Origin of the sequence: Knoellia altitudinis (assembly GCF_042666355.1) — a bacterium.
Lineage (GTDB): Bacteria > Actinomycetota > Actinomycetes > Actinomycetales > Dermatophilaceae > Knoellia > Knoellia altitudinis.
On record NZ_JBHTDK010000001.1, the window covers coordinates 1,839,152 to 1,852,895 of the forward strand.

Consider the following 13,744-nt stretch of genomic DNA (forward strand, 5'->3'; position numbering starts at 1 on the left):
CGGCTCAGCCCTCCCTAGGGGTGAGGCGCCGGTCGGTGCCCCGAACCTACGGTCAGGTCATGACCGCATACAGCACGGCCGTCCGAGCCATTCACCTCGTGACCAACGCCGCGTGGTTCGGAGGCTCACTCATGGGTGCCGTCGGGCTCAACCCGGCCACCCTCGAGGGAGACACCTCCCAGGAGCGCTCCCGGATCGCTGACACGGGCTGGACCCGCTGGGGCCCGGTCCAGGGAGCAGCTGTCGGCCTGCACCTGCTGAGCGGGTTGGCCATCCTCGCCGACAACCGCCGGCGCACCCTCAGCCACCCTCCGACCACGTCCGCCGTCGTGCTCAAGACCACGCTCACCGGTGCCGCGCTCGCGGCCAGTGGCGCGGCCTACGTCTACGGCGCGAAGCTCGGCGAGGCGCGCGAGGACGCCGACACCAGTGCGTCCGCGCGGACGCAGGCGCGTCAGCTGGACCAGCGCATGCGCTGGCTGCAGTGGGCCACCCCGGTGACCACGGGCGGCATGCTCGTCCTCGATGCCTATCTCGGTGAGCAGCAGCGCGGCGTGGCGGGCCTGCTCGACCGCCCGGCGTCCCTGCTGCGGCGCCGGTGAACGAGCGGTACGACTTCGCCTTCGCCCGGTCCTACCGACTGCCGGCGCTCCTCTTCGGCGTCCGACCCGGGACTGCGGTCGTGACCGTCACCGACCACGAGCTCCGCGTGCGGTTCGGCCCGTGGCGCCTGGCCACGAGCCGCGACAACATCGCCGGGACCGAGCTCACCGAGGACTTCGCGTGGTTCAAGACCGCAGGCCCGGCCCACCTCTCGCTGGCCGACCGCGGGATCACGTTCGCCACGAACGGTGATCGCGCCCTGTGCGTCAGCTTCGCGGAACCCGTCCCCGGCATCGACCCGACCGGCGTCATCCGCCACCCCACGGCCACCCTCACGGTCGCGGACCCGGAGGCGTTGCAACGCGCCCTGCTCTGACCTCGTTCGCCTCGAGCGCTTCGCGGAGGCGTCCGGCACCTGACCCCTGACCCTGACCCCTGACCCCAAGGAGACCGTCGTGGAAGAGACCGCTGTCCAGGGTGGCAGGACGACGTCCTCATCGCGGGTTGCGAGGTGACGCGATGATCCGGGCCGTCCATGTCGTCATCCCGGCACGTGACGAGGAGCAGCTGCTGCCACGGTGTCTTGCGAGCCTCGAACGGGCCCGGCTCGCCCTGCGCGTCGCTCGGCCGGACCTGCTCGTCGACACCAGCGTCGTCCTCGACCGGTGTGGGGACCGGTCGGGTGTTGTCGTCGACGCAGCCCGGGTCCACAGCCGCACCGTCGACTTCGGGATGGTCGGTGCCACTCGTGACGCCGGTGTCCGATGGGCCCTCTCGTCCGGCACGCTCAACGGCATCAGGCCGGACGAGCTGTGGATCGCCTGCACCGACGCCGACACGGTCGTCCCCGAGCACTGGCTCACGGGTCAGCTCGACCTGGCGCTGGCTCACGACGCCGTCATCGGGACCGTCGAGCCCTACGGTCTGACGGACACCGAGGTGCTGGCCCTGTGGCGCGCGCGCCACCACCTCTTCGACGGCCATCCCCACGTCCACGGAGCCAACCTGGGACTCCGCGGGAGCACCTATCTCGAGGTCGGTGGCTTCAGGGCGCTCGCCACCGACGAGGACGTCGACCTCGTCAGGAGAATCCGCGCGCACACCGACCGCTGGGTCGCGACGGACGCCGTCCGGGTGGCCTCGTCGGCACGCCGCATCGGCAGGGCCCGTGGTGGCTTCGCCGACTTCATCGTCGCGTTGGAAGAGGAGGTGGGCTGAGTGCGGATCGCCATGTTCGCGACATCGCGGCACCCGATCGTCGAGCCGTATGCCGGTGGGCAGGAGGCGCACACCGCGCTGCTCGCGCGGGGGCTGCGGCGCCTCGGTCACCACGTCCGGCTCTATGCCTGCGCCGGGACCGACGAGTCGCTGGCGGACGAGATCGTGCCCTACCCGCTGCTCCCACCGCTCAGCGCGGTCGCCCAGCTCGACCACCAGCTCCCCGAGCCTGACTTCCTCAGCGACCATGCCGCCTTCACGAGCGCCGTCGTCGACCTCCTGGCACGGCCCGACGTCGACGTCGTGCACAACCAGAGCCTGCACTTCCTGCCCCTGGCCTTCAGCACGGTCCTGCCCGCCCCACTGGTCACGACCCTGCACACCCCGCCCTTCCCCTGGATGGAGCTGGGCGTGGCCCTCGCGGGTCCGCACGCGGCATACGCCTGCGTGTCCCGAGCGAACGCACGCGACTGGACCACCCTCCCCGTCGCCCCACGGATCATCCTCAACGGGGTCGAGGACGACGGGGTGGGCCCGGGAGTCGGTGGCGACGACCTCGTGTGGATGGGTCGGCTCACGCCCGACAAGGGCGCCGACCTCGCCATCAAGGTGGCTCGACGGGTCGGCCGTCCGCTTCGGCTGGCGGGCCCGGTCAGCGACCGGGTCTGGTTCGAGGAGGTCATCACGCCCGAGCTCCACGGTGGCATCGAGTACGTCGGTCACCTGTCCCACGTGCAGCTCGCCGCGCTGGTGCGCACGAGTGCGGCCGCTCTGGTCACGCCACGCTGGGAGGAGCCCTTCGGGCTGGTTGCTGCCGAAGCCGCCATGTGGGGGACGCCGGTCGTCGCCCTGGCACGGGGTGGACTGGCGGAGGTCGTCACCTCGGGTGTCGGGGCGCTCGTGAGCGGTGGAGGTGGCGACGACCAGCTGGTCATGGCCCTGTCCGAGGGGCTGGACGCGGTGTCGGACCTGCGACGGGTGGACGTGCAGCGGGCCGCGCGCCGTGACCTCGGAGCCGAACGGATGGTGGCCGACTACGTCGGGCTCTATCGCGACCTCGTCACCGGTCGAGGGGTGCGGACATGAAGGTGGGTTGGTACGTGCACCACCACGGCGCCGGACACCGGACGCGTGCGACGGTCGTGGGAGGCGAGCTGGCCGCTCGTGGCGCCGACGTCACCCTGCTCGGCTCTGCCCTCGACCGTGACGCGGCCCGGGCAGCCTCGCTGCGCACCGTCCTCCTGGCCATGGACGCGCCTCTGGCCAGCGTGGGCAGCGAGTCCGGATCGGACGTCACGGTGCACGGCATGATGCACTGGGCGCCGCTGTGGCACAGCGGTTTCCGCGAGCGGATGACGACGATCGCCCGATGGGTGCAGGTGGAGGAGCCCGACGTGTTCGTCGTCGACGTGTCCTGCGAGGTGGCCGTGATGGTGCGCCTCCTCGGCGTCCCCGTCGTCATCGTGGCCCAGCCCGGCGATCGTCGGGATCCGGCGCACTCCGCCGCCCTCGACGCAGCGTCCGCGGTCCTCGCTCCATGGCCCTCGTGGGCCACGGAGCAGATCTGGCGGAGGCGTGAGGGGCCGGACACTGCGACGTCGACACAGGACCCTCCCCCCGTCGTGGCCGTCGGCGGCATCACCCGTCGCGCGGCTGCCGCGCGGTTGGTGCGCTCTCCGGACGCATGCCGGGAGACCTCTCGGCAGCGCCCGCGCGGGCTCATGCTGACCGGCTCCGAGGGCTTCGACGATCCAGCACTGCCCGACGCCATCGCCAGTGCGGTCCCGGAGATCGACTGGACGGTGGCCGGTGGTGGCACGTGGCTGCCGAACGTCCAGCAGCACCTTGCGGCATCGGACATCGTCGTGACCCACGCGGGGCAGAACGCCATCGCCGACGTCGCGGGCTTGCGCGTCCCCGCGGTGGTGGTGCCGCAGAGCCGGCCCTTCGACGAGCAGGCACACATGGGTGAGGTGCTGCGCCGGTCCGGCATCGCCCACGTCGTCCAGCGCGAGGACGTCGAGGGGGCGGACTGGGCCGAGCTCGTGCGTCGTGCCCGCGCCGACGGGGGAGAGAGCTGGGAGAGGTGGGGATGCCAGGGGGCGGCGGAGCGAGCGGCATCGTTGGTCGAGGTGGTGGCCGGTGCCTGAGCAGACCGTGGTGGTGACGATCGCCCATGGCCGGCACCACCACCTGCGTGAGCAACGCCGGGCCCTCCACGCGCTCTCACCTGACACTGCCCACGTCATCGTGGCCATGGACGACCCGGACATCGACGAGGTCGCGGGGCGTGGATCCGGCACGACCGTCGTCCACGTGGCCGGTGACCCCCGTGGTCTGCCACTGGCGCACGCGCGCAACGTCGGCGTCGAGGTGGCCCTGGCCGCCGGCGCCGGGCTGGTCGTGCTGCTCGACGTCGACTGTGCCCCCGGACCCCAGCTCGTCCCGGCCTATGAACGAGCCGCAGCCCTGGCCCCCGGAGCCCTGCTCGCGGGACCGGTGACCTACCTGGACGAAGGCACCGCCATCCCGCCGGACCCCTGGCTCCTCGAGGGTCTGAGGGCACCCCACGCCGTCCGCCCCGACCCCCCGGCCGGTGAGCTCGAGCGCGGCGGCGACCACGACCTCTTCTGGTCGCTCAGCTGCGCCCTGACGCCGGCGACCTGGCGTGCCGTCGGCGGCTTCCACGAGGACTATGTCGGCTATGGCGCCGAGGACACCGACTTCGGCTGGACCGCGCGCTCGCGGGGGGTCGACCTGGTGTGGGTGGGTGGTGCGGACGCCTTCCACCAGTTCCACCCCGTCTCCCACCCACCGGTCGAGCACGTGGCCGACATCGTCCGCAACGCGACGACGTTCCACGAACGATGGGGTCGCTGGCCGATGCACGGGTGGCTGGACGAGTTCGCGCGGCGGGGACTCGTCACCTTCGACGGCGACTCGTTGCGCCTAGTCGGCGCCTGAGCCGCTCAAGCGGTGCCGGTGCCTTCTCCGGGCGACGTACTCTGACAGCCATGAGCGCAGTGCGACGCATCACCGAACCACCCGGCGACCGGCCCCTCACCGTCGCCGTCGTCAACGACCACGAGCTCATCGTGCGCGGTGTGGCGGCGATGCTCGCGCCCTACAAGGACGTCATCGAGGTGGTCGAGCTCGACCTCGACGTGCCGGTCACCCGCGCCGTGGACATCGCGCTCTACGACACCTTCACCTGCACGAACCTGGGGTCGGAGGACCTCGACGACCTGTGCGAGAACCCGCTGGTCGGTCGGGTCGTCCTCTACACGTGGTTGCTCACGGAGGATCTCGTCGACTCCGCGCTGCGCAAGGGGGTCCACTGCGCCCTGCACAAGTCGCTCGACGCCGAGGACCTCGTCGCGGCCCTGCTCTCGGCGCAGGCACAGTCCGTCGAGATCGTGCCCTTCGCCGAGGAGCCGACGCTCGCCAGCAACTCGTGGCCCGGGCGCGACCTCGGCCTCACCGCCCGCGAGTCCGAGATCATCGCCCTGGTCACGGCCGGCCTCAGCAACAACGAGATCGCCGAGCGGACCTACCTCAGCATCAACTCGGTCAAGTCCTACATCCGCACGGCCTATCGCACGATGGGCGTGACGAGCCGGAGCCGGGCCGTCCTCTGGGGCATCGACCACGGGATGGCGCCGACCCGGATGAGGGTGCTCCTGCCGAGCACCGGCACTGACGACGGGTCGACCGCGTTCGCCTCCACAGCCGAGACGTCGTAGTCCCAGCGCGTACTGACAGTGCTGTGCGCCATGCTCGGGTCATGGCGATTCGCAAAGGCAGCAAGGTCAGGTGGAAGTGGGGCTCGTCCTGGGCCAGTGGCACGGTCGACGAGGTGCACCACGACGACGTCGAGCGCACCACCAAGGGGGAGCGCATCACGCGGCACGGGAGCGAGGACAACCCGGCATACGTCATCAAGCAGGACGACGGGACGCTCGTCCTCAAGCTGGCCAGCGAGGTGGAGCGAGTGGACGGCGGCTGAGGTGGCCGAGGGTCACGCGGTCCACGGGACAGCCCAGCGGCTGCGAGCCTTCGTCGGTCAGCCCGTGCGGTCACGCTCTCCCAACGCGACGTTCGACGCGGGGGTGTTCGACGGTCAGGTCGTGGCGGACGCCCAGGCCGTGGGCAAGCACCTGCTCGTCACGGCTCACGGCGTCGGGCCCACCGTCCACCTCCACCTCGCGATGGACGGTGCCTTCGCCGTCCGACGGCACCGCCGCGTCCTCGACGGCGCCTTCCCACGCACCGAGCCGCCAGTGCACGGCAACGTCGCGTGGCGGTTGCTCTCCGCGACGCACCACGGCGAGCTCACCGACCCGGCCGTCTGCGAGCTGCTCGACAGCGACGGTGTCATCGCCCTGCGCGCCCGGCTCGGGCCCGACCCGCTGCGTGACGACGCGGAGCCCGAAGCCGCACGTCGGCGGATCCAGAGCTCTCGCCGCCCGATCGGCGCTCTCCTCGTCGACCAGAAGGTCATCGCCGGCATCGGCAACGTCTATCGCGCCGAGCTGCTATACCGCGCCGGGCTCGACCCTTTCAAAGCGGGCCACGACGTCGACGACGACACCTTCGACGCCCTCTGGCAGGACGCCGTCGACCTCATGACCCTCGGTCTCGGTGCCGGGTGGATCGTCACCGACGAGGCCCAGTTGGCGGCGGCGCGCGCGGTTCTCGTCCGCGACGAGCGCGTGCCGCGCTGGCCCAAACGGTATGCCGTCTATGGTCGCGCCGGGAAGCCGTGCCACGTGTGCGGGACGACCGTGCAGGCGCAGCGGATGGGGCTGCAGCGACTCTTCTGGTGCCCCGGCTGCCAGGCTCCCTGATGCAGGCCCTCGAGCTGCTCCTCGACCGGGCCACCGATGAGGCGGTGCGTCGTGACTGGGAGAGCCTGCGCCGAGCCGGTCTGCCCAGCCAGGCCAACCACCAGGGCGAGACCAACGCCCCGCACATCACGCTGCTCGCGACCGCGCTCCTGCCCGCCGCCGACGACGAGCTGCGCTCGGCTCTCTCCGTGCTGCTGCCCCTGCACCTCACGCTGGGGCCCGTCGTCACCTTCCCGGGGCGACGACTCGTCCTCGCCCGGCTCGTCGTCCTGGACGACGCCCTGCTCGACCTCCACGCGGCCGCCGTCACGGCCAGCGAGGCGGTGCCGTCGCCCCTCACCGAGCCGGGACGATGGGTCCCGCACGTCACTCTGGCGCGAGGGCTGCGGCCGGAGGACGTGGGCACCGCGCTGTCCCTGCTCGGGCAGGGCGCCACCGATGGGACGGCCGTGACCCTGCGACGGTGGGACTCGGACGCACGACAGGTGCACCATCTCGTGGGCTGAGCCCACGGCATACGCCAGGTTCGTGGGTGAGGATGGCGAGGTGAGCAAGAGCGACGACAGCGGCCCCGTGCCCTCCCAAGCCGTGTCCGGTCCCCAGCGCATGGGTGCCAAGACGGCTGGTGCGCTGGTCTTCGGGACGAGCGGCGCGGTGCTCGTCGTCGAGCTCGTCTCGCTCCGCCTGCTCGCGCCCTACCTCGGGCTGACCCTCGAGACGAGCACGCTGGTCATCGGCATCGCGCTCGCCGCGATCGCTGCCGGGGCATGGGTGGGTGGCCGTGCCGCGGACGGGGACGACCCGCGGCGACTGCTCGCGCCGCTGCTCGCGGTCTCGGGTGTCGTCGTGTCGCTCATGCCCTTCGTCGTGCGGGGTGCCGGCGAGCTCGCCGGTCCGGGCGTCTTCCTCGTCGGCGCCCTCGCGATCTTCGTCCCCGGCTCCCTGCTGTCCGCGGTCTCGCCAATCGTCGCCAAGCTGCGCCTCACCGACCTGTCCGAGACGGGGAGCGTGGTCGGTGGGTTGTCGGGCACCGGGACGCTCGGAGCGATCGCCGGCACGGTCCTCACCGGGTTCGTCTTCGTCACGGCGTTCCCGGTGAGCGTGATCCTCGTCGGTCTGGGTGTGCTGCTCGTGCTGGCGTCCCTCGTCGTCGGCCTCCTCGGTCGTGGGCCGCGCCAGGCGGGGCTCGCGGTGGCCCTGCTCGTTCCCGGCGCTCTCGGCGCCGTCTGGGGCCCGGGCAGCTGCGACGCGGAGACCGTCTACCACTGTGCCCAGGTCGTCCCGGACGAGAAGCGCGCCGATGGGCGGCTGCTCGTGCTCGACGGCGTCCGTCACTCCTATGTCGACCTCGCGGACCCCACGCACCTCGAGTTCGAGTACGTCGCAGCGCTGGCCTCCGTCGCGCAGACGCAGTTCCCTCCGGCGGAGCCCCTCACGGCCTATCACCTCGGCGGCGGCGGGCTGACCCTGCCGCGCCACCTCGCCGACGTGCGCCCGGGGACGAGGAGTGTCGTCTCCGAGATCGACGAGGGAGTGCTCGAGGTCGATGTCGAGCGACTCGGCCTGCGCACCGGGCGCGACCTCGACGTGAGGATCGAGGACGCACGGCTGGGTCTGCGAGCGATGGCCGCATCGAGCCAGGACCTCGTCGTCGGGGACGCGTTCGGCGGCGTGACGATCCCGTGGCACCTGACGACGCGTGAGGCCGTGGCCGACGTCCGCCGGGTCCTCGCCCCCGATGGCCGGTATGCCGCCAACCTCATCGACTTCGGTCGGATGGACTTCGTGCGAGCCGAGCTGGCGACGCTGCGTTCGGTGTTCGAGCACGTCGTCCTGACGGCGGAGTCCGAGACGCTCGCGCGAGAGCCCGGCTCGGGCGGCAACCTCGTCGCGATCGCCTCGGACGCGCCCGTCGACACCGCCGCCCTCACCGAGGCGATGGCCGAGCGCGACCTGGGGTGGGAGGCCATCGGAGGCGCCGAGCTCGACGCGTGGGTCGGTGACGCGATGGTGCTCACCGATGACCACGCCCCGGTCGACCAGCTCGTGACGCTCTCACCACCCGCGGCCGCGGCACCCTGACCGAGTGCCGGGCCGCATGGCGTCAGGCGGTGAGGTCACGCTCCCAGTGACGCGGTCCGGCGATCCGAGCGACGTATGCCGTGGCCTCCTTGGCCGTGTCCACGGCCAGGCACGCGTCGTCGAGCTTGCCGGCGAGGCCGGTGGCCGTGACGAGCGCCTGCGTGCCCGCACCCAGCCCGATGACCTTGCAGTGAGCGAAGGCGTCGGTGAGGAAGTCGCGGGCGGCGGGCTCGTCGGCCAGGGCCGGCTCGCCATCCGCGCCGGCGAGGATCGCGACGGTGTCGTAGAGCACGGACGGCGCACCGGCGACGGCCTGCTTCGCCTCGAGCAGGGAGCCGTCGGAGAGGGTGGCCCCGCCGACCTTGAGGGCGATGACCTCGACGGTGCCGCCGACCTTGACGACCGCCTTGGTGAGCCGCTTGACCGCGGCCGCGTCGGCCCCGTCGCCGACGAGGAGCCCGAGCTTGCGCCCCTCGAAGGTCTCCTTGGCGTTGGCGAGGATGCTGAGCGCCGGCGAGGGCTCCGTCTCGATGACGGGAGCGGCCGGCTCGGAAGCCGGCGGAAGCGGCATACCCAGCTTGTCGGCCACGCCCGAGGCGAGGACGTCGTCGACGTTGCGCAGGTTGGCGAGCATCCGCTGGCGGATCGCCGGGATCTCGCACTTGCCGAGCTCGAAGGCGTAGGCGGCGATGATGTGGACCTGCTCGACCGGGGTCTGGCTCAGCCAGAACTGGCGTGCCTGGCTGTAGTGGTCGGCAAAGGACGCCGAGCGGATGCGCCGGGTCTGGCCGGACACCTCGCCCGGGAAGGGCACGTGCCCCTCGGCCCCGGCCGCGCGCGGACCGCGGTCGGCCCCGGTGAACGAGTTCGGCTCGTAGGTCGCGCGACCTGGCTGGGTCGACGTCTGCATGTGGCCGTCTCGCTGGAAGTGCGCGACCGGGCACCGCGGCGCGTTGACCGGCAGCTGGGAGAAGTTCGTGCTGCCGAGCCGCTTGAGCTGGGTGTCGAGGTAGGAGAAGTTGCGGCCCTGGAGCAGGGGGTCGTTGCTGAAGTCGATGCCCGGAGGGACGTTCTGGGTCATGAACGCGACCTGCTCGATCTCGGCGAAGACGTTGTCCACGACGCGGTTGAGCGTCATCTTGCCGACGGGACGCACCGGGACGAGCTCCTCGGGGATGATCTTGGTCGCGTCGAGGACGTCGAAGTCGAAGGAGTCCGCGAAGGCGTCGTCGAAGACCTGGATGCCGAGCTCGTACTCGGGGAACGCGCCGCTCTCGATGGCGTCGAAGAGGTCACGGCGGTGGAAGTCGGGGTCGGCGCCGTTGATCTTCACGGCTTCGTTCCAGACGACCGACTGCATCCCGAGGACCGGCGTCCAGTGGAACTTCACGAAGGTGGACTCACCGGCGGCGTTGACGAAGCGGAAGGTGTGGACGCCGAACCCCTGCATCATCCGGAACGAGCGGGGGATCGCCCGGTCCGACATCTGCCACAACGTCATGTGCGTCGCCTCGGGCATGAGCGAGACGAAGTCCCAGAAGGTGTCGTGTGCCGACTGTGCCTGCGGAAAGCCGCGGTCCGGCTCCTCCTTGACGGAGTGCACCAGGTCGGGGAACTTCACAGCGTCCTGGATGAAGAAGACGGGGATGTTGTTGCCGACGAGGTCCCAGTTGCCCTCGTCCGTGTAGAACTTCGTCGCGAAGCCACGCACGTCTCGGGCGAGGTCGAAGGACCCGAGGTTGCCGGCGACGGTCGAGAAGCGCACGAAGGTCTCGGTCTGCTTGCCGGCCTCGGCGAAGATGCTCGCGCGAGTGATGTCGGCCAGCGACTCGTAGGCCTCGAAGACACCGTGGGCTCCGTAGCCGCGGGCGTGCACCACCCGCTCGGGGATCCGCTCGTGGTCGAAGTGGAAGATCTTCTCGCGGAAGTGGTGGTCCGAGATGAGCGTCGGCCCGCGGTCGCCCGCGCGCAGTGAGTTGTTGTCGTCCTGGACCGGCGCGCCGTGCGCGGTCGTCATGACCGGGCTGTCGCCCCCGGCCCGCTGGTGGAGCTCGCCACCGTTGCCGATCTCGTCGGTCGGCTCGCCGGCCGTGGTGGCCCTGGTGGCCTGGGCTGCCTTGACCGCGGCGGCCTTGGTGGCCTTGGGTCGGGGAGCGGAGTCCTTCTTGGTCGCCATGCTGGTGTCCCTCTCGCAGTGGGTGCCCGGAGGCATCGCCTCGTGGGCCGTGCGCGTTCTGACGACGCTAGGGCGCCGGTCCGACACCCGGCACCCCCCTTCGGGTGTAGTGCCATCCAGGCCCTCCCGACGAGCATGGCTGCAGTTCAGCTGCCTGGCCCGGTGTCGGTTCAGCCGCGCCCCGGTGACCTAGTGTGAGAGCCCCAACTGAGGAGGACCGATGGTCCACATCGTCCGAGAGTTCGAGGTGCCCTGCCCCCAGGACGCTGCCGTGGCCTACCTGGCCGACTTCGCCAACGCCGTGGAGTGGGACCCGGGGACGGTGTCGTGCGAGCGCATCGGCGATCCGGGCGTGCCCGTGGTGCCCGGCACGAAGTGGGCCAACGTCAGCAAGGTGCTCGGTCGCGAGACGTCGCTGGAGTACGAGCTGACGAGTCTGGCACCCGACGGAGTCGTCCTGGCCGGCCACAACGAGACCGCCTCCTCGCGCGACGACATCGGCGTGACCGCCATCGACGACCGGCACAGCCGGATCCGCTACGAGGCCACCATCACGTTCAAGGGGTTGGCGAGGCTGGCCGACCCACTCATGAGCCTGGTCTTCCGCAGGATCGCCGATGAGACGGTGCGCGACATGACCGCCACCCTCACTCGCGTGGGGGTGCAGCATGGCTGACCGGGACCCCAAGGAGCTGACCGCGCAGATCATGAGGGCGACGCGGATCGCCAGCCTGACCTACGTCGACGACGCGGGGCGACTCGTGTCGACGCCGATGGGGACGCAGGACTTCGACGACCCGGGCACGGTGTGGTTCATCACCGAGCTCGACACCGACAAGGTCGCCGCCATCCGGCAGCGACCCGCCGTCAACGTCGCCTACGCCAGCGACGAGGGCTGGGTCTCGCTCGCGGGCCATGCGGTCATCAGTGAGGACCGGGCCAAGCTCGAGGAGCTGTGGGACCCGTCCGTGTCGGCCTTCATGGAGGGTGACGCCCAGTCCCCCAACAACGGGCTCATCCAGGTCACGGCCGACACGGCGGAGTACTGGGACTCGCCGGGCAGGGCCGCGACGATCGTCCACCTCGTCAAGGGTCTGGTCACGAAGGACAAGGCCGAGGACGAGGACGACGACAGCAGCGGGGTCGTCCAGCTCTGACCGGGCACGCAGGCGAGAGAGGGCAGGTGGCAGAGCGATGACCTCCATGCACGCGGCGGACGCCGTCGTGGTCGGGGCGGGGCCGAACGGCCTCGTGGCCGTCAACGCGCTCGCCGACGCCGGCTGGGACGTCGTGCTCGTCGAGACCAACGACGAGGTGGGTGGGGCCGTCCGCAGCGCCGAGGTCACGGCCCCGGGCTACCTCAATGACCTGTTCAGTGCGTTCTACCCGTTGGCGGCAGCCAGCCCGATCATCCGCGACCTGCACCTCGAGCAGCACGGACTGGTCTGGCGCAAGGCGCCCGACGTGCTGGCGCACGCGCTGGACGACGGCAGTGCCGCGGTCCTGCGCGACGCAGCGGAGGACACGGCGGCCGGGCTCGAGGCCGAGGGCGCCGGAGACGGTGACGCCTGGCTCGAGCTCGTGCACGGGTGGGACCGCATCCGCGACCCGCTGCTCGACGCCCTCTTCACCCCGTTCCCGCCCGTCGTGTCCGCTGGCCGGATGCTGCGACGGCTGGGGGCCGCGGACACCCTCGACTTCGCGCGCCTGGCGGTGACACCCGTGCGGCGACTGGCGCAGGAGCGGTTCACCGGTCCCGGTGCCGGACTGCTCCTTACCGGCAACGCGATGCACAGCGACGTCCCTCCGGACGCCGCCGGCAGCGGGATGTTCGGGTGGCTCCTGTGCATGCTCGGTCAGGACGTCGGCTTCCCGGTGCCCGAGGGTGGCGCGGGTGAGCTGGCGCAGTCGCTGCGACGGCGCGCCGAGAGCAAGGGCGCGCGGGTGGTCACGGGGACGGCGGTCACTGCGGTCACCGTGGAGCACGGGCGCGCCAGCGGCGTGCGCCTGGCCGACGGTCGGCAGATCACGGCTCGCCGCGCTGTCCTTGCCGACGTCCCGGCTCCCGCGCTCTACCGAGACCTGCTCGCCGAGCAGCGGCTCCCGTCGCGCCTCCTGCGTGACCTCGACCGCTTCCAGTGGGACAACCCGACGATCAAGGTCAACTGGGCTCTCGACCAGCCGGTGCCGTGGCGGGCCGAGGGCGCCCGGGGGGCCGGCACGGTGCACCTCGGCGTCGACACGGACGGGTTCGTCGACTTCGCGGCCGACCTCTCGGTCGGTCGCACCCCGCAGCGCCCGTTCATCCTCTTCGGCCAGATGACGACCTCGGACCCGAGCCGCTCGCCCAGGGGCACGGAGTCGGCCTGGGCCTACACCCATGTCCCGCACGGGTCCGACTGGACCGGGGACCGGCTCACCGAGCACGTCGACCGCATCGAGGACGCCGTCGAGCGAGTGGCTCCGGGCTTCCGCGAGACCAGGGTCGCCCGGCACGTGCAGTCACCCCAGGACCTCGAGCGCGAGGACGCCAACCTCGTCGACGGCGCGATCAACGCCGGGACCTCAGGTGTGCACCAGCAGCTGGTCTTCCGCCCCACCCCCGGACTCGGTCGACCGGAGACGCCGGTGGCCGGGCTCTATCTCGCGAGCGCGTCGGCGCACCCCGGCGGAGGCGTGCACGGCGCCTGCGGGTGGAATGCCGCCCGCGCCGCGCTCGGTGCCAACGCCCGGCTCACCGGCGGGGCGCGTCGAGCCCTGACCAGGACGGCCTGGAGCCGGTTGCTGCCTCGCGACTGACGTCACTCGTCAGCAGCTC

General features: G+C 71.5%; 15 protein-coding genes. 14 read left to right on the forward strand and 1 reads right to left on the reverse strand.

Annotation, left to right across the window (positions count from 1 at the left end):
* Nucleotides 1–59: 59 nt before the first annotated feature.
* The 11 genes from ACFQW8_RS08620 (at nucleotide 60) to ACFQW8_RS08670 (ending at nucleotide 8,750) form a co-directional block, all read left to right on the forward strand.
* Entirely contained in the window at nucleotides 60–602 is a 543-nt protein-coding gene (locus tag ACFQW8_RS08620) for a hypothetical protein (protein WP_380086590.1), read from the forward strand.
* Nucleotides 599–979 (forward strand): hypothetical protein, encoded by a 381-nt coding sequence (locus tag ACFQW8_RS08625; protein ID WP_380086592.1) that lies wholly within the window; start codon nucleotides 599–601, stop codon nucleotides 977–979. The genes ACFQW8_RS08620 and ACFQW8_RS08625 overlap by 4 nt, the downstream gene beginning before the upstream one ends.
* A gap of 143 nt (nucleotides 980–1,122) precedes the next feature.
* Entirely contained in the window at nucleotides 1,123–1,821 is a 699-nt protein-coding gene (locus tag ACFQW8_RS08630) for a glycosyltransferase (protein WP_380086593.1), read from the forward strand.
* Entirely contained in the window at nucleotides 1,822–2,907 is a 1,086-nt protein-coding gene (locus tag ACFQW8_RS08635; protein WP_380086594.1) for a glycosyltransferase, read from the forward strand.
* Nucleotides 2,904–3,971 carry a glycosyltransferase gene (locus tag ACFQW8_RS08640; RefSeq protein WP_380086596.1) on the forward strand — a complete coding sequence of 356 codons (1,068 nt, stop codon included), beginning with the start codon at nucleotides 2,904–2,906 and terminating at the stop codon, nucleotides 3,969–3,971. The genes ACFQW8_RS08635 and ACFQW8_RS08640 overlap by 4 nt, the downstream gene beginning before the upstream one ends.
* Nucleotides 3,964–4,785: a glycosyltransferase family 2 protein gene (locus tag ACFQW8_RS08645; RefSeq protein WP_380086597.1), complete on the forward strand. Its 822-nt coding sequence runs from the start codon at nucleotides 3,964–3,966 to the stop codon at nucleotides 4,783–4,785. The genes ACFQW8_RS08640 and ACFQW8_RS08645 overlap by 8 nt, the downstream gene beginning before the upstream one ends.
* 50 nt (nucleotides 4,786–4,835) lie before the next feature.
* On the forward strand, nucleotides 4,836–5,564 hold the full coding sequence (locus ACFQW8_RS08650) for a response regulator transcription factor (RefSeq protein WP_380086598.1): 729 nt from the start codon (nucleotides 4,836–4,838) through the stop codon (nucleotides 5,562–5,564).
* A gap of 41 nt (nucleotides 5,565–5,605) precedes the next feature.
* Complete coding sequence (locus tag ACFQW8_RS08655; RefSeq protein WP_380086599.1) at nucleotides 5,606–5,827, forward strand: hypervirulence associated TUDOR domain-containing protein; 222 nt, start codon at nucleotides 5,606–5,608, stop codon at nucleotides 5,825–5,827.
* A gap of 1 nt (nucleotide 5,828) precedes the next feature.
* The gene (locus ACFQW8_RS08660; RefSeq protein WP_380086600.1) at nucleotides 5,829–6,668 is read left to right on the forward strand and encodes an Fpg/Nei family DNA glycosylase; all 840 of its coding nucleotides are present in this window, start codon (nucleotides 5,829–5,831) and stop codon (nucleotides 6,666–6,668) included.
* Nucleotides 6,668–7,174, forward strand: a complete 507-nt coding sequence (locus ACFQW8_RS08665; protein WP_380086601.1) for a 2'-5' RNA ligase family protein — start codon at nucleotides 6,668–6,670, stop codon at nucleotides 7,172–7,174. The genes ACFQW8_RS08660 and ACFQW8_RS08665 overlap by 1 nt, the downstream gene beginning before the upstream one ends.
* Before the next feature lie 40 nt (nucleotides 7,175–7,214).
* On the forward strand, nucleotides 7,215–8,750 hold the full coding sequence (locus ACFQW8_RS08670; protein WP_380086602.1) for a fused MFS/spermidine synthase: 1,536 nt from the start codon (nucleotides 7,215–7,217) through the stop codon (nucleotides 8,748–8,750).
* 22 nt (nucleotides 8,751–8,772) lie between these two features.
* Here ACFQW8_RS08670 and ACFQW8_RS08675 read toward each other — a convergent pair whose 3' ends face one another.
* Nucleotides 8,773–10,926, reverse strand: a complete 2,154-nt coding sequence (locus ACFQW8_RS08675; RefSeq protein WP_380086603.1) for a catalase — start codon at nucleotides 10,924–10,926, stop codon at nucleotides 8,773–8,775.
* A 220-nt stretch (nucleotides 10,927–11,146) separates the two neighbouring features.
* On the opposite strand from ACFQW8_RS08675, the gene ACFQW8_RS08680 reads away from it, so the two are divergent.
* The 3 genes from ACFQW8_RS08680 to ACFQW8_RS08690 are packed head-to-tail and all read left to right on the forward strand — an operon-like array spanning nucleotide 11,147 to nucleotide 13,725.
* Nucleotides 11,147–11,602, forward strand: a complete 456-nt coding sequence (locus ACFQW8_RS08680; protein WP_380086604.1) for an SRPBCC family protein — start codon at nucleotides 11,147–11,149, stop codon at nucleotides 11,600–11,602.
* Nucleotides 11,595–12,083, forward strand: coding sequence for a pyridoxamine 5'-phosphate oxidase family protein (locus tag ACFQW8_RS08685; protein ID WP_380086606.1), 489 nt, complete (start codon nucleotides 11,595–11,597; stop codon nucleotides 12,081–12,083). Before ACFQW8_RS08680 ends, ACFQW8_RS08685 begins: the two co-directional genes overlap by 8 nt.
* Nucleotides 12,084–12,120: 37 nt before the next feature.
* The gene (locus ACFQW8_RS08690) at nucleotides 12,121–13,725 is read left to right on the forward strand and encodes a phytoene desaturase family protein (protein ID WP_380086607.1); all 1,605 of its coding nucleotides are present in this window, start codon (nucleotides 12,121–12,123) and stop codon (nucleotides 13,723–13,725) included.
* Nucleotides 13,726–13,744 lie beyond the last annotated feature (19 nt).